We start from the raw sequence: 15,122 nt of genomic DNA, 5'->3' as shown, positions 1-15,122 counted from the left end.
TGACCTGTTTGAGCGAGAATTACTCGTCTTCCAGTTCGATGTTGATACCCAGCGAACGAATCTCTTTCAACAGTACGTTGAAGGATTCTGGCATGCCTGGTTCCATCTGATGGTTGCCGTCCACGATGTTTTTATACATCTTGGTACGACCGTTCACGTCATCAGACTTAACGGTGAGCATTTCCTGCAGGGTGTATGCCGCGCCGTATGCTTCCAGCGCCCACACTTCCATCTCCCCGAAGCGCTGACCACCGAACTGTGCCTTACCACCCAGCGGCTGCTGAGTAACCAGGCTGTAAGAACCGGTAGAACGAGCGTGCATCTTGTCGTCGACCAGGTGGTTCAGTTTCAGCATGTACATGTAACCTACGGTTACTGGACGCTCAAACTGTTCACCGGTACGGCCGTCAAACAGCGTAATCTGACCAGACGTTGGCAGACCACCCAGTTGCAGCAGCTCTTTAATTTCAGCTTCTTTTGCACCGTCGAATACCGGCGTTGCAATTGGCATACCTTTGCGCAGGTTCTCTGCCAGACGCAGCACTTCTTCATCGCTGAAGGTGTTCAGGTCGACTTTCTGACGCACGTCGGTACCCAGATCGTAGGCACGCTGGATGAATTCGCGCAGTTTCGCGACTTCCTGCTGCTGTTTCAGCATGGCGTTAATCTTGTCGCCAATACCTTTCGCAGCCATACCCAGGTGAGTTTCCAGGATCTGACCAATGTTCATACGAGACGGTACGCCCAGTGGGTTCAGTACGATATCTACCGGCGTACCGTTAGCATCGTGCGGCATATCTTCGATCGGGTTGATCTTAGAGATAACACCCTTGTTACCGTGACGACCTGCCATCTTATCACCAGGCTGGATCTGGCGTTTAACGGCCAGATACACCTTAACAATCTTCAGCACGCCAGGTGCCAGATCGTCGCCCTGAGTGATTTTGCGGCGTTTCGCTTCGAGTTTTTTCTCGAACTCGTGTTTCAGTTCGTCATACTGCTCAGCCAGTTGTTCCAGCTGATTTTGTTTCTCTTCGTCGGTCAGGCCGAGTTCCAGCCAGCGATCGCGTGGCAGTTTGTCGAGCTTCTCAGCTTCAACGCCACCGGCAACCAGCACCGCATAGATACGGCTGAACAGACCTGCTTCGAGGATCTGCAGTTCTTCAGACAGGTCTTTCTTAGCCTGTTTGAGCTGCATCTCTTCGATTTCCAGCGCACGCTTATCTTTCTCAACGCCATCACGAGTGAAGACCTGAACGTCGATAACCGTACCGGAAACACCGTTTGGTACGCGCAGAGAAGAGTCTTTAACGTCAGACGCTTTCTCACCGAAGATAGCACGCAGCAGTTTCTCTTCTGGGGTCAGCTGGGTTTCACCTTTCGGCGTCACCTTACCTACCAGAATGTCGCCGCCGGTCACTTCCGCACCGATGTAAACAATACCGGATTCATCCAGCTTGGAGAGCGCAGCTTCACCCACGTTAGGGATGTCGGCGGTGATCTCTTCTGGCCCCAGCTTGGTGTCACGGGACACACAGGCCAGTTCCTGAATGTGGATGGTGGTGAAACGATCTTCCTGAACCACACGCTCGGAGACGAGGATGGAGTCTTCGAAGTTGTAACCGTTCCACGGCATGAACGCTACGCGCATGTTCTGACCGAGCGCCAGTTCACCGAGGTCGGTGGACGGACCGTCTGCCAGCACGTCGCCGCGCTCAACTGGCTCACCCAGAGATACGCAAGGCATCTGGTTGATACAGGTGTTCTGGTTAGAACGGGTGTATTTAGTCAGGTTGTAGATGTCGATACCCGCTTCGCCCGGATACATCTCGTCTTCGTTAACTTTGATAACGATACGGGATGCGTCAACGTACTGAACGGTACCGCCACGCTTAGCAACTGCAGTAACACCGGAGTCAACGGCCACAGCACGTTCCATACCGGTACCAACCAGCGGCTTATCAGCACGCAGAGTTGGAACGGCCTGACGTTGCATGTTCGCACCCATCAATGCACGGTTGGCGTCATCGTGTTCCAGGAACGGGATCAGGGACGCACCGACGGATACCACCTGCTGGGTGGATACGTCCATGTAGTCAACCTGGTCGCGGCTGAACAAGCTGGATTCGCCTTTGCTACGGCAGGTAACCAGATCTTCTACAAAGTGGCCTTCGTCATCCAGGTTGGAGTTCGCCTGAGCGATAACGTAGTTGCCTTCTTCGATAGCAGACAGGTAATGAATTTCGTCGGTAACCACACCGTCGGTCACTTTACGATACGGGGTCTCAAGGAAACCGTATTCGTTCGTCTGTGCGTACACGGACAGGGAGTTGATCAGACCGATGTTTGGACCTTCAGGCGTTTCGATTGGACATACGCGACCGTAGTGAGTCGGGTGTACGTCTCGAACTTCAAAGCCTGCACGTTCACGGGTCAGACCGCCTGGGCCGAGTGCAGAGATACGACGTTTGTGCGTGATCTCAGACAGCGGGTTGTTCTGGTCCATGAACTGAGACAGCTGGCTGGAACCAAAGAACTCTTTCACTGCTGCAGAAATCGGCTTGGCGTTGATCATATCCTGAGGCATCAGGGTATCCAGATCGCCCAGAGACAGACGCTCTTTCACCGCACGCTCTACACGTACCAGGCCAACGCGGAACTGGTTTTCCGCCATTTCGCCTACGGAACGGATACGACGGTTGCCGAGGTGGTCGATATCGTCCACTTCGCCTTTACCGTTACGGATATCGATGAGCTTCTTCATCACTTCGATGATGTCGTCTTTGCTCAGGATACCGGAACCTTCGATCTCGTCGCGCAGCAGAGAACGGTTGAACTTCATACGACCTACCGCGGACAGATCGTAGCGGTCTTCGGAGAAGAACAGGTTCTCGAACAGGCTTTCAGCCGCTTCGCGAGTTGGTGGCTCACCAGGGCGCATCATGCGGTAGATTTCTACCAGCGCGCTCAGACGATCGTTGGTTGGGTCGACGCGTACAGTCTCAGAGATGTACGGACCGTGGTCCAGATCGTTGGTGAACAGCGTTTCGATACGTTTGTGGCCAGACTGGCTCAGCTTAGCCAGCAGATCCAGGCTCAGCTCCATGTTCGCCGGGCAGATCAGCTCGCCAGTTGATTCATCAACGTAATCTTTCGCGGCTACTTTTCCTGCAATGTATTCAACCGGAACTTCGATGTGTTTGATATCATCTTTTTCCAGCTGGCGGATGTGGCGCGCGGTGATACGGCGACCTTTTTCCACATACACTTTGCCGTCGGCTTCGATGTCGAACGACGCGGTCTCACCACGCAGACGTTCCGGCACCAGCTCCATCTGCAGCTTGTTGTCGCGGATTTCAAAGATCACTTTCTCAAAGAACAGGTCCAGGATCTGCTCAGTGGTATAGTTCAGTGCACGCAGAATGATGGTTGCAGGCAGTTTACGACGACGGTCAATACGGACAAACAGGTTGTCTTTTGGATCGAACTCGAAGTCCAGCCATGAACCACGGTAAGGAATGATGCGTGCGTTATACAGTACTTTACCGGAAGAGTGTGTTTTACCTTTATCGCTGTCGAAGAAGACGCCCGGGCTACGATGCAGCTGGGAAACGATAACACGCTCAGTACCGTTGATAACGAAAGTACCGTTGTCTGTCATGAGTGGAATCTCACCCATGTAGACTTCTTGTTCTTTAATGTCTTTTACGGTGCCTTCCGGCGCTTCGCGCTCGTAGATCACCAGACGCAGTTTTACGCGCAGCGGTGCGGAATAGGTCACGCCACGGATCTGACATTCCTGAACGTCAAACACCGGTTCGCCAAGGCGGTAGCTGACGTACTGCAGCTCGGAGTTACCGCTGTAGCTCTGAATCGGGAACACGGAACGGAAGGCTGCTTCCAGACCGTACTGCCCTTCAGGATCTTGCTCGATAAACTTCTGGAACGAGTCAAGCTGGATAGAAAGGAGATATGGAATGTCCAGAACTTGTGGACGTTTACCAAAATCCTTACGAATACGTTTTTTCTCGGTATAGGAGTAAACCATAGGGTTCCTCAGCTCGCTGACAAGTCGACCCATCTGTCCGACGAAGGGACAGTTTGTGCAACACCATTTTGTGGACCGGAAAATTGAATACTTTCCGCAATACCTGTTGCTATCACGCTTAAACCATTTCATTGCGATTTACACAGAGCGAGCACCCTGTCGCAGTATATTAAGTCGTCGATAGAAACAAGCATTGTCAGGACAATCAGCAGTCAAACAGTGTGAAATGCTACTGATGCCTTACAGCGCAAAAAGGCTGGTGACTAAAAAGTCACCAGCCATCAGCCTAATTGCTTAGGCTGCAACCAGAAAAGTTGGCTTATTTAACTTCAACTTCAGCGCCAGCTTCTTCCAGAGATTTTTTCAGTGCTTCTGCGTCGTCTTTGCTCACGCCTTCTTTCAGCGCAGCTGGAGCAGATTCTACCAGGTCTTTAGCTTCTTTCAGACCCAGGCCAGTTGCGCCACGTACTGCTTTGATAACAGCAACTTTGTTCGCGCCAGCAGCTTTCAGAATTACGTCGAATTCAGTTTTTTCTTCAGCAGCTTCAGCCGGGCCAGCAGCTACAGCTACAGCAGCAGCAGCAGAAACACCGAATTTTTCTTCCATTGCAGATACCAGCTCTACAACGTCCATTACGGACATAGCTGCAACTGCTTCAATGATTTGATCTTTAGTGATTGACATTTGAATTGTTCCTGAAAATCAGAATAAGTTTATACGTAAGCAAATGCTTTATAAAGATAACTGCGATTAAGCAGCTTCTTTCGCATCGCGTACAGCAGCCAGAGTGCGAACCAGTTTGCCAGCCGCAGCTTCTTTCATGGTTGCCATCAGGCGTGCAATTGCTTCTTCGTAGGTCGGCAGGGTTGCCAGGCGATCGATTTGCGATGCCGGGATCAACTCACCTTCAAAGGCTGCAGCTTTGACCTCAAATTTTGCATTCGCTTTCGCGAACTCTTTGAACAGACGAGCAGCAGCGCCCGGGTGTTCCATAGAGTATGCAATCAGGGTCGGACCAACAAACGTGTCTTTCAGGCACTCGAACTGAGTACCTTCAACTACGCGACGCAGCAGGGTGTTACGAACAACACGCATGTATACGCCAGCTTCACGACCTGCTTTACGCAGTTCAGTCATTTTGTCTACAGTAACGCCACGGGAATCCGCAACTACTGCAGACAGCGCGCCTTTGGCTACTTCGCTGACTTCAGCAACAATCGCTTGTTTGTCTTGAAGATTTAAAGCCATTAGCTTTGCTCCTGGATGTTTGCCGGAACTCATGTTCCGGAACTCACTTCACTCAACCCAACGGGAAGAGCGTCTTAATACGGTGAGCAGAAACAAGCCAGAGTATTAAAAATAATCTTAGCGTTCTGTCACCGTCTACGCAGGGGATTAAGTTTCTTGCGAAACACCTGCGGTCTTCGACGGAGGCCTGGATAGGCCAGGCTCCAACGAACAAATCTTTTAGCCGCTAACTTTCGTTAGCAAACGTGGGGGTAAGATTGTAGACAAAATCACCGCCCACGTAAAGGCATTAGTTTGCAGCAGCGCTCAGGCCAGCCTGGTCAACTGCAACACCTGCACCCATGGTGGTGGAGATGCTAACTTTCTTGATGTACACGCCTTTCGCCTGAGTTGGTTTAGCTTTTTTCAGCGCAACCAGCAGAGCTTCCAGGTTTTCTTTCAGTTTGTCAGCGTCAAAGTCCACTTTACCGATGGTGGTGTGGATGATGCCGTTTTTGTCGTTACGGTAACGAACCTGACCTGCTTTAGCGTTCTTAACCGCTTCAGCAACGTTAGGAGTTACAGTACCCACTTTCGGGTTTGGCATCAGGCCGCGTGGACCCAGAACCTGGCCCAGCTGGCCAACAACGCGCATTGCATCTGGAGAAGCAATAACAACGTCAAAGTTCATTTCGCCTTTCTTGATCTGATCAGCCAGATCTTCCATACCTACCAGTTCAGCGCCGGCAGCTTTAGCAGCTTCAGCGTTTGCACCCTGAGCAAATACAGCTACGCGAACGGAACGGCCAGTACCGTGTGGCAGTACAGTTGCGCCACGAACGTTCTGATCGGATTTACGAGCATCGATGCCCAGGTTAACGGCAACGTCAACGCTTTCAACGAACTTAGCAGTCGCCAGTTCTTTCAGCAGAGCAATAGCTTCGTTGATGTCGTACTGTTTGGTCGCATCAACTTTGTCACGGATCACGGACATGCGCTTGGTCAGTTTAGCCATTTCTTAGTCCTCCACTACCAGGCCCATGGAACGTGCAGTACCTTCAATGGAGCGAGTCATCGCTTCAATGTCGGCACCAGTCATGTCGGCAGCTTTGGTCTGCGCGATTTCCTGCAGCTGAGCGCGGGAAATTTTACCCACTTTGTCTTTGTTCGGTTTACCGGAACCAGACTTGATACCAGCCGCTTTCTTCAGCAGAACTGCTGCTGGAGGGGTTTTGGTAACGAAAGTGAAAGAACGGTCAGCGTAAACAGTGATTACGACTGGGATTGGCAGACCTTTTTCCAGGGATTCAGTTTTTGCGTTGAACGCTTTACAGAATTCCATGATGTTCACACCCTGCTGACCCAGAGCTGGACCAACTGGTGGACTTGGGTTCGCCATACCAGCTGCAACCTGCAGCTTGACGTAGGCTTGTACTTTCTTAGCCATTCTAAAATCCTCTGATTGGGTAATAGCGCCTCAGGGAGGCTCCCCGTGAATAAAATTCGTTTTACGGGCCGGGACCCATAAAAACAAAAGGCGCGAAATTGTATTCCAATCCCGCGCCTTGTGCAACGATTAAATCGTCGCTTTTTTGATCGCTGCTTAGGCTTTTTCTACCTGGGCAAAGTCCAGCTCTACCGGGGTCGCACGACCGAAGATAGAAACAGAAACTTTCAGGCGGGACTTCTCATAGTCCACTTCTTCAACCACGCCATTAAAGTCAGCAAACGGACCGTCATTAACACGAACCATTTCACCCGGTTCAAACAGCGTTTTCGGACGCGGCTTATCACCCACCTGCTGCAGGCGGTTCATAATCGCATCAACTTCTTTGTCGCTGATTGGCGCCGGACGGTCAGACGTGCCGCCGATAAAGCCCATCACACGCGGCACGCTGCGCACCAGGTGCCAGCTCGCGTCGTTCATAACCATCTGAACCAGCACGTAACCCGGGAAGAATTTGCGCTCGCTTTTGCGACGCTGGCCGCCACGGATCTCAACCACTTCTTCGGTCGGAACCATAACTTCGCCAAACAACTCTTCCATGTTGTGTAATTTGATATGCTCACGCAGCGACGTTGCTACGCGGCCTTCAAAACCGGAAAACGCCTGAACGACGTACCAGCGCTTTTTAGGGGCTTCAGACATCTCAGAACCTCAGGCCAGTGATAAAGGATACCAGGCGAACCAGAATACCATCCAGTCCCCACAGGATCAGTGACATTACAGCGGTTACCGCCGCTACGATCAGCGTGGTGTGCAATGTTTCCTGGCGAGTCGGCCAAATGACCTTGCGGACTTCGGTACGCGCTTCGCGGGCAAACGCAACGGTCGCTTTGCCTTTTGTCGTCAACAGCGCGACACCACCCGCCGCAGCAATCAGAATTACCACTGCAAGCGCGCGTAGCGGCAGCATCATGTCACGATAAAGATAGTTGCCGACAATCGCCACAATCAGCAGCACGGCTACAACTACCCATTTCATCGCTTCCAGGCCGCGCCCGCTCCCTTGAGCTTCGGTATTCGCACTCATAAACCAACCTGTCAGAAGTATTCTACAAACATTTTCACCCCGCGAGTGCGAGGCAAACCAATCGAAATGCTATTCGCTTTTCGTATTATACGCTCTCCGCAGAGCCTGTCTCAGCAATGATTATGACAAAATTAATCACTGATGAGCCAGGTTCTGATGTGAAAGCGTGCAAAAAGGGCATCAAATGATGCCCTTTTATTGCGCATTGCGTCAAATGTTATCAGCGATTAGCCGAGAACTTTAGCAACAACGCCCGCGCCAACGGTACGGCCGCCTTCACGGATTGCGAAACGCAGACCGTCGTCCATCGCGATTGGGTGGATCAGAGTCACAACCATCTTGATGTTGTCGCCTGGCATTACCATCTCTACGCCTTCTGGCAGTTCGATGGTACCGGTCACGTCAGTTGTACGGAAGTAGAACTGTGGACGGTAGCCTTTGAAGAACGGAGTATGACGGCCGCCTTCGTCTTTGGACAGGATGTACACTTCAGATTCGAACTTGGTGTGTGGCTTGATTGAGCCTGGCTTCGCCAGAACCTGACCACGTTCGATTTCTTCACGTTTGATACCACGCAGCAGAACACCAACGTTCTCACCAGCACGGCCTTCGTCCAGCAGTTTGCGGAACATTTCAACGCCAGTACAGGTAGACTTCGCAGTCTCTTTGATACCAACGATTTCAACTTCTTCACCAACTTTGATGATACCGCGCTCTACACGACCGGTAACAACGGTACCACGACCGGAGATGGAGAATACGTCTTCGATTGGCAGCAGGAATGGCTTGTCAATCGCACGCTCTGGTTCTGGGATGTAAGAATCCAGGAAGCCAGCCAGTTCGATGATTTTCGCTTCCCACTCTGCTTCGCCTTCCAGCGCTTTCAGCGCGGAACCGCGAACGATTGGAGTGTCGTCGCCCGGGAAATCGTACTGAGACAGCAGTTCACGAACTTCCATCTCTACCAGTTCCAGCAGCTCTTCGTCATCAACCATGTCGCATTTGTTCAGGAACACGATGATGAAAGGAACGCCTACCTGACGACCCAGCAGGATGTGCTCACGAGTCTGAGGCATTGGGCCGTCAGTCGCAGCAACAACCAGGATCGCGCCGTCCATCTGCGCAGCACCGGTGATCATGTTTTTAACATAGTCGGCGTGGCCTGGGCAGTCTACGTGTGCGTAGTGGCGAGTCGGGGTGTCGTACTCAACGTGAGAGGTGTTGATGGTGATACCACGAGCTTTTTCTTCTGGTGCGTTATCGATCTGGTCGAATGCACGAGCAGAACCACCGTAGGTTTTAGCCAGAACGGTAGTGATTGCAGCGGTCAGCGTTGTTTTACCATGGTCAACGTGGCCGATAGTACCGACGTTAACGTGCGGTTTTGTACGTTCAAACTTTTCTTTAGACATCGATTGTCCCTCTAAGACACGGATAAATCGGTGATATCACCACATCAACCAGGCGAAATGCCTGAATTGTTGAATACAGTAAAATTGAAACAGAGAGAAACGGGAAGGAGAAGTGAAGTGGTGCTGATACCCAGAGTCGAACTGGGGACCTCACCCTTACCAAGGGTGCGCTCTACCAACTGAGCCATATCAGCACGTATTGGAGCGGGCAGCGGGAATCGAACCCGCATCATCAGCTTGGAAGGCTGAGGTAATAGCCATTATACGATGCCCGCATCCTGAAACTCGGCTACCCAGTTCTTTCTGTAACAAAAAAAGAGATTTCTCTCTTTTTCAGTTTGAGCTGGCTAATTTTTCCAACCAGCTCCGGCGGCATTTACGCTGCCAGAAAGTGGTGGTGGGGGAAGGATTCGAACCTTCGAAGTCTGTGACGGCAGATTTACAGTCTGCTCCCTTTGGCCGCTCGGGAACCCCACCGGACTTGATGGTGCCGACTACCGGAATCGAACTGGTGACCTACTGATTACAAGTCAGTTGCTCTACCTACTGAGCTAAGTCGGCATCAAGTAGCGCGCATTCTATGGATACCTGCGCGGTCATGCAACTAAAAATTTGCATAAAACGTTCTTTCGCTCACATTTTATGCGAACGCAGCGCTAAGCGATGTAAAAGTAGCCATTCCGGGTCAAATAATCAACATACAGGCATGATTTACATCGCATACACCGTAGCGTGACGGCTTCCGCGTAACGCAGCGCTTTCCATCTTTTTTCTTATTATTCCCGCCATCTGGTGTTAACCTCCTGCCCATTGTCCAAAATTAACTGTGTGATGAGCCACGTCCCGGCAGCATAGCGCTGGCTCACTGAAGCATGCTTATGAGCAAAAAAGAGCAAACGTTAATGACGCCTTATCTTCACTTTAACCGCAGCCAGTGGGCTGCCCTGCGTGATTCCGTCCCTATGACGCTGACGGAAGGTGAAATCGCACGGTTAAAAGGGATAAACGAAGATCTGTCCCTGGAAGAGGTGGCAGAAATTTATCTCCCCCTCTCTCGCTTGCTTAACTTCTATATCAGCTCCAACCTGCGCCGTCAGGCGGTGCTGGAGCAGTTCCTCGGAACCAATGGTCAGCGCATTCCTTATATCATTAGTATTGCGGGCAGCGTGGCCGTGGGTAAAAGCACTACCGCACGCGTTCTACAGGCGCTGCTGAGCCGCTGGCCGGAACACCGCAGCGTTGAGTTGATCACCACCGACGGCTTCCTGCACCCGAACGAGGTCTTAAAAGAACGCGGGCTGATGAAGAAGAAGGGCTTCCCGCTCTCTTATGATATGCACCGTCTGGTAAAATTTGTCTCTGACCTGAAATCTGGCGTGCCGCACGTCACGGCGCCGGTCTATTCACACCTGATTTACGACCGCATCCCGGATGGGGATAAAACGGTAGTCCAGCCGGATATCCTGATCCTTGAAGGTTTGAACGTGCTGCAAAGCGGCATGGACTATCCTCATGACCCGCATCATGTGTTCGTTTCGGATTTCGTCGATTTCTCTATCTATGTTGATGCGCCGGAAGATCTGCTGCAGAACTGGTATATCAACCGCTTCCTGAAGTTCCGCGAAGGGGCATTCACCGACCCGGACTCCTATTTCCACCACTACGCCCAGCTTTCTGAAGAAGAGGCCATTAATGTGGCCAGGGGGCTGTGGAATGAGATCAACTACGTGAACCTCAAAGAGAACATCCTCCCGACGCGCGAGCGTGCGAGCCTGATCCTCACCAAGAGCGAGAAGCACGCCGTCGACCAGATTCGCCTGCGAAAATAGTCAGGCAGACATAAAAAAACCGGCTTAGCGCCGGTTTTTTTTCGTTATGCGTGCGGCTTCTCGCCATTTTCATCCTGATCGACCGCAAAGCAGGCGACCAGCTGACCGCCATAATCCTTCAGCTGCGGCTGAAGCTGGGTGCACGGGCCAAAGCGGCGGCTGCAGCGCGCGTTGAAGGCACACCCCGGCGGCGGATTCAGCGGACTTGGCAGTTCACCCGTCAGCTTAATGCGCTCGCGACGATCGTCCGGGTTCAGACGCGGCGTCGCAGACAGCAGCGCCTGGGTGTACGGATGACGAGGATTACTAAAGATCTGCTCTTTGGTCCCCTTCTCCACGCAGCGCCCCAGGTACATCACCATCACTTCATCGGCAATATGCTCCACCACCGACAGGTCGTGAGAGATGAACACATAAGACAGCCCCAGATCCTGCTGGAGATCCATCATCAGGTTCAGCACCTGTGCGCGCACGGACACGTCGAGCGCCGACACCGGCTCATCGGCAATCACCACATCCGGATCGAGCATCAGCCCGCGGGCGATGGCGATACGCTGACGCTGGCCGCCGGAGAACATATGCGGGTAGCGGTCGTAATGCTCGGTTTTGAGGCCGACCTTCGCCATCATCGCCAGCGCTTTTTCACGGCGCTGCTCTTTGCTCAGATTACTGTTAATCAGCAGGGGCTCTTCCAGGATCTGTCCCACTTTTTTACGCGGGTTCAAAGAACCGTACGGGTTCTGGAACACAATCTGGATTTTCTGGCGGCGCAGCTTCTGCGCCTGCGGGTCGTGCTTGAGCAGATCCTGGCCCTGATAATAAAGCTCACCGCCGGTCGGGACTTCAATCATCGTCAGCAGACGGCCCAGCGTCGATTTCCCGCAGCCGGACTCCCCCACCACCGCCAGCGTTTTACCGCGTTCGAGATTAAAGGAGACGCCGTCCAGCGCTTTCACCAGGCGCTCAGGGGCAAAAATCCCCCTTTTCACCGGGTAGTGTTTTTTCAGGTCGATGGCCTGCAACAGCGGTTGTTGCATGGTGGCCTGTTGCGTACTCATAGTGTTGGCCTCCCGGCATCATCGAGTGGGTAGTGGCATTTTGACTGTCGACCGTCGGCCAGCAGATTCAGCTCTGGCTCCTCAACGCGGCATTTGTCCGTCGCATACGGGCAGCGCGGATTAAGCAGACAGCCCTGCGGACGGTCGTATTTGCCCGGAACCACGCCCGGCAGCGACGCCAGACGCGCTTTGTCCTGAGCAAACTCCGGCAGCGCGCGCAGCAGTGCCTGGGTATACGGGTGACGCGGCGCGCGGAAGATATCGTGCGAATTCCCGGTCTCAACCACCTGGCCCGCGTACATCACGATGATCTTGTGTGCCGCTTCGGCCACCAGCGCCAGATCGTGCGTAATCAGCACCAGCGCCATGTTCTCTTTCTGCTGCAACTCCAGCAGCAGCTCGATGATTTGCGCCTGAATGGTCACATCCAGCGCCGTTGTCGGCTCATCCGCAATCAGCAGCTTTGGTCGACAGGCAATCGCCATGGCGATCATCACGCGCTGGCTCATCCCACCGGAAAGCTGGTGCGGGTATACGTCCAGCCGCGATGCCGGATCAGGTATACCCACCTGGTTCAGCAGGTCGATCGCGCGCTGGCGACGGGTTTTCTTGTTACCACCCTGGTGCACCTTAATCGCTTCCATAATCTGGAAGCCGACCGTGTAGCACGGATTCAGGCTGGTCATCGGGTCCTGGAAAATCATCGCCACTTCGGCGCCCACCAGCTGGCGGCGCTGTTTCTCAGAAATGCGCTTCAGGTCCTGACCGTTGAACTGCAGGTTTTCCGCCATCACGCGGCCCGGGTAATCAATCAGCCCCATGATTGCCAGTGAACTCACCGACTTACCGGAACCGGACTCCCCGACGATACCAACCACTTCGCCCTGATTGACGCTGTAGCTGATGCGGTCCACGGCGCGAAACGGGGTGCCTTCGTCGCCGAAGTGCACCGATAATTTATCTACATTTAATAACGCCATCTCGTGCCTCTTACTGCTTCAGTTTGGGATCAAGCGCATCACGCAGGCCATCACCCATCAGGTTAAATGCCAGCACCGTCAGCAGGATTGCCAGACCCGGGAAGGTGACAACCCACCAGGCGCTTTGTGCGAACTGCAACACGTCGGAGAGCATGGTGCCCCACTCCGGTGTTGGCGGCTGCGCACCCATGCCCAGGAAGCCAAGAGCGGCCATATCAAGAATGGCGTTAGAGAAACCGAGCGACGCCTGAACGATCAGCGGCGCAAGGCAGTTAGGGAAGATATTAACGAACATCTGGCGCATCGCACCGGCACCCGCCACGCGAGAGGCGGTGACGTAGTCGCGGTTCACTTCCACCAGCACCGCCGCGCGTGTTAATCGCACGTAGTGAGGAAGCGCCACGAAGGTCAGCGCCAGGGCGGCGTTACCGATCGACGGGCCGAAGATCGCCACCAGCACCAGAGCCAGCAGCAGGCTTGGCAGTGCCAGCATGATGTCGACGATACGCATAATGATGTTATCAACGATGCCGCCGAAGTAACCGGCAACCAGGCCGAGGATGATCCCCATAATCAGGGAGAGCACCACCACCAGACAACCAACCAGCAGCGACAAACGCGCGCCGTACATCAGACGCGACAGCACATCGCGGCCCACATCATCGGTACCCAGCAGGTGCGCCAGACTACCGCCGTCCTGCCAGGCAGGAGGTGCCAGCAGCGCATCGCGGAACTGATCCGCCGGGTTATATGGCGCCAGAAAGTTCGCAAACACCGCAATCAGGATCATGATAGCGACATACACCAGCCCGACTACCGCGCCTTTATTGCGCTTGAAGTAGTGCCAGAACTCCTGCAGCGGCGTCATTGGAACCGGTGCAGCAACAGCTTTGTTTTCAGAAACCTGTGACATGATGGCCCCTTACTTCTTATGACGAATACGCGGGTTCACCACGCCGTACAGCAAATCGACCAGCAGGTTGACGAGGATAATCATCGTCGCGACCAGCAGCACCCCACCCTGCACCACCGGATAGTCACGGCGTTGCAGCGCATCAATCAGCCAGCGTCCGAGGCCCGGCCAGGAGAAGATGGTTTCCGTCAGGATCGCCCCCGCCAGCAGCGTACCCACCTGGAGGCCGATAACGGTCACCACCGGCAGCATGGCGTTACGCAGCGCGTGGACGATGATGACGCGCATGCGGGTTAAACCTTTGGCGCGCGCGGTACGGATGTAATCTTCACCCAGCACTTCCAGCATGGAGGAACGGGTCATACGCACGATCACCGCCAGAGGAATGGTGCCCAGCACCATGGCAGGCAGGATCATGTGCGCAACGGCATCAATGAAGTTGCCCTCCTCGCCCCAGATGGCCGTGTCGATCAGCATAAAGCCGGTTAACGGATTGGTATCATCAAGGAAGACCATATCGCTGACGCGTCCGGAGACCGGCGTCAGGTTCAATTGCACCGAGACCAGCATGATCAGCATCATGCCCCACCAGAAGATAGGCATGGAGTAACCGGTCAGCGCCAGACCCACGGCGGTATGGTCGAAAATAGAGCCACGCTTAACGGCAGCCAGTACCCCAACAGGAATACCCACCGCAGTGGCGAAAATCATGGCGCAGATGCCAAGCTCCAGCGTCGCTTTAAAACGCGGCACGAACTCGTCCCACACCGGAAGACGGCTTTTTAACGAAATCCCTAAGTCACCGTGCATCACGCCCCAGATATAGTGGAGGTACTGCTGCCACATCGGCTTATCGAGGCCGAGTTCAGCTAGCAGCTGCGCATGACGTTCAGGGGAGATACCACGCTCGCCCGCCATAATCATTACCGGGTCGCCGGGGATCATATGGACGAAGGCAAAAGTGAGAAGGGTGATACCGATAAACGTCGGGATAACAAGTCCCAGACGTCGGAGGATGAACTGCAACATAACCCGGATTCTCTCTGATGACGCACGGCCAGTGGCGTGACGTCTGTATTGCTCACAAATCTTATTCCCTCCCCTTTCAGAGAGGCAATAA

The 15,122-nt window shown here is 53.5% G+C and carries 13 protein-coding genes and 4 tRNA genes; 1 reads left to right on the top strand and 16 read right to left on the bottom strand.

Going from position 1 to position 15,122, the window contains the following annotated elements:
* Window positions 1-19 precede the first annotated feature (19 nt).
* The 12 genes from rpoB to DG357_RS01055 form a co-directional block, all read right to left on the bottom strand.
* Window positions 20-4,048: a DNA-directed RNA polymerase subunit beta gene (gene rpoB / locus DG357_RS01115; protein WP_015569976.1), complete on the bottom strand. Its 4,029-nt coding sequence runs from the start codon at window positions 4,046-4,048 to the stop codon at window positions 20-22.
* 319 nt (window positions 4,049-4,367) lie between these two features.
* A complete protein-coding gene (rplL, locus tag DG357_RS01110) occupies window positions 4,368-4,733 on the bottom strand; it encodes a 50S ribosomal protein L7/L12 (RefSeq protein WP_002445276.1) in 366 nt (121 codons plus the stop codon).
* Window positions 4,734-4,799: 66 nt separating this feature from the next.
* Window positions 4,800-5,297 carry a 50S ribosomal protein L10 gene (gene rplJ, locus DG357_RS01105; protein WP_003862338.1) on the bottom strand — a complete coding sequence of 166 codons (498 nt, stop codon included), beginning with the start codon at window positions 5,295-5,297 and terminating at the stop codon, window positions 4,800-4,802.
* Window positions 5,298-5,586: 289 nt separating this feature from the next.
* Window positions 5,587-6,291, bottom strand: coding sequence for a 50S ribosomal protein L1 (gene rplA, locus DG357_RS01095; RefSeq protein WP_006810530.1), 705 nt, complete (start codon window positions 6,289-6,291; stop codon window positions 5,587-5,589).
* Between the two features lie 3 nt (window positions 6,292-6,294).
* Complete coding sequence (gene rplK / locus DG357_RS01090; protein ID WP_008503452.1) at window positions 6,295-6,723, bottom strand: 50S ribosomal protein L11; 429 nt, start codon at window positions 6,721-6,723, stop codon at window positions 6,295-6,297.
* 156 nt (window positions 6,724-6,879) lie between these two features.
* Window positions 6,880-7,425, bottom strand: coding sequence for a transcription termination/antitermination protein NusG (gene nusG / locus DG357_RS01085; protein WP_003862341.1), 546 nt, complete (start codon window positions 7,423-7,425; stop codon window positions 6,880-6,882).
* 1 nt (window position 7,426) lies between these two features.
* Window positions 7,427-7,810, bottom strand: a complete 384-nt coding sequence (gene secE / locus DG357_RS01080; RefSeq protein WP_003862342.1) for a preprotein translocase subunit SecE — start codon at window positions 7,808-7,810, stop codon at window positions 7,427-7,429.
* A gap of 227 nt (window positions 7,811-8,037) precedes the next feature.
* Window positions 8,038-9,222: an elongation factor Tu gene (gene tuf / locus DG357_RS01075; protein ID WP_014068448.1), complete on the bottom strand. Its 1,185-nt coding sequence runs from the start codon at window positions 9,220-9,222 to the stop codon at window positions 8,038-8,040.
* 118 nt (window positions 9,223-9,340) lie between these two features.
* A tRNA-Thr gene (locus DG357_RS01070) sits at window positions 9,341-9,416 on the bottom strand.
* A gap of 6 nt (window positions 9,417-9,422) precedes the next feature.
* A tRNA-Gly gene (locus DG357_RS01065) sits at window positions 9,423-9,497 on the bottom strand.
* 117 nt (window positions 9,498-9,614) lie between these two features.
* A tRNA-Tyr gene (locus tag DG357_RS01060) sits at window positions 9,615-9,699 on the bottom strand.
* Between the two features lie 8 nt (window positions 9,700-9,707).
* Window positions 9,708-9,783, bottom strand: a tRNA-Thr gene (locus DG357_RS01055).
* Between the two features lie 317 nt (window positions 9,784-10,100).
* Between DG357_RS01055 and coaA the strand changes: the two genes are divergently transcribed.
* Window positions 10,101-11,051 carry a type I pantothenate kinase gene (gene coaA, locus DG357_RS01050; protein WP_032644951.1) on the top strand — a complete coding sequence of 317 codons (951 nt, stop codon included), beginning with the start codon at window positions 10,101-10,103 and terminating at the stop codon, window positions 11,049-11,051.
* A 44-nt stretch (window positions 11,052-11,095) separates the two neighbouring features.
* Here the strand turns inward: coaA and dppF are convergent, their stop codons facing one another.
* Genes dppF through dppB form a run of 4 tightly spaced genes read right to left on the bottom strand, consistent with a single transcriptional unit; the run spans window position 11,096 to window position 15,031 of the window.
* Entirely contained in the window at window positions 11,096-12,109 is a 1,014-nt protein-coding gene (gene dppF, locus DG357_RS01045; RefSeq protein WP_088204505.1) for a dipeptide ABC transporter ATP-binding subunit DppF, read from the bottom strand.
* Entirely contained in the window at window positions 12,106-13,089 is a 984-nt protein-coding gene (gene dppD / locus DG357_RS01040) for a dipeptide ABC transporter ATP-binding protein (RefSeq protein WP_041911597.1), read from the bottom strand. The genes dppF and dppD overlap by 4 nt, the downstream gene beginning before the upstream one ends.
* Window positions 13,090-13,099: 10 nt before the next feature.
* Entirely contained in the window at window positions 13,100-14,002 is a 903-nt protein-coding gene (gene dppC / locus DG357_RS01035) for a dipeptide ABC transporter permease DppC (protein WP_028015093.1), read from the bottom strand.
* A gap of 9 nt (window positions 14,003-14,011) precedes the next feature.
* Window positions 14,012-15,031, bottom strand: a complete 1,020-nt coding sequence (dppB, locus tag DG357_RS01030; RefSeq protein ID WP_028015092.1) for a dipeptide ABC transporter permease DppB — start codon at window positions 15,029-15,031, stop codon at window positions 14,012-14,014.
* Window positions 15,032-15,122 lie beyond the last annotated feature (91 nt).

Origin of the sequence: Enterobacter bugandensis, assembly GCF_900324475.1 — a bacterium.
GTDB classification, from domain to species: domain Bacteria; phylum Pseudomonadota; class Gammaproteobacteria; order Enterobacterales; family Enterobacteriaceae; genus Enterobacter; species Enterobacter bugandensis.
The sequence above is the reverse complement of the archived record's forward strand: the minus strand, read 5'-3'. Positions and strand labels throughout refer to the sequence as shown.

Bases quoted from the DNA above. Each gene is read 5' to 3' on its own strand.
- dppF (WP_088204505.1), bottom strand. From the start codon at position 12,109: ATGAGTACGCAACAGGCCACCATGCAACAACCGCTGTTGCAGGCCATC.
- rplA (WP_006810530.1), bottom strand. From the start codon at position 6,291: ATGGCTAAACTGACCAAGCGCATGTCCGTGATCCGTGACAAAGTTGAT.
- rplK (WP_008503452.1), bottom strand. From the start codon at position 6,723: ATGGCTAAGAAAGTACAAGCCTACGTCAAGCTGCAGGTTGCAGCTGGT.
- rpoB (WP_015569976.1), bottom strand. From the start codon at position 4,048: ATGGTTTACTCCTATACCGAGAAAAAACGTATTCGTAAGGATTTTGGT.
- dppB (WP_028015092.1), bottom strand. From the start codon at position 15,031: ATGTTGCAGTTCATCCTCCGACGTCTGGGACTTGTTATCCCGACGTTT.
- secE (WP_003862342.1), bottom strand. From the start codon at position 7,810: ATGAGTGCGAATACCGAAGCTCAAGGGAGCGGGCGCGGCCTGGAAGCG.
- tuf (WP_014068448.1), bottom strand. From the start codon at position 9,222: ATGTCTAAAGAAAAGTTTGAACGTACAAAACCGCACGTTAACGTCGGT.
- rplJ (WP_003862338.1), bottom strand. From the start codon at position 5,297: ATGGCTTTAAATCTTCAAGACAAACAAGCGATTGTTGCTGAAGTCAGC.
- coaA (WP_032644951.1), top strand. From the start codon at position 10,101: ATGAGCAAAAAAGAGCAAACGTTAATGACGCCTTATCTTCACTTTAAC.
- nusG (WP_003862341.1), bottom strand. From the start codon at position 7,425: ATGTCTGAAGCCCCTAAAAAGCGCTGGTACGTCGTTCAGGCGTTTTCC.
- dppC (WP_028015093.1), bottom strand. From the start codon at position 14,002: ATGTCACAGGTTTCTGAAAACAAAGCTGTTGCTGCACCGGTTCCAATG.
- rplL (WP_002445276.1), bottom strand. From the start codon at position 4,733: ATGTCAATCACTAAAGATCAAATCATTGAAGCAGTTGCAGCTATGTCC.
- dppD (WP_041911597.1), bottom strand. From the start codon at position 13,089: ATGGCGTTATTAAATGTAGATAAATTATCGGTGCACTTCGGCGACGAA.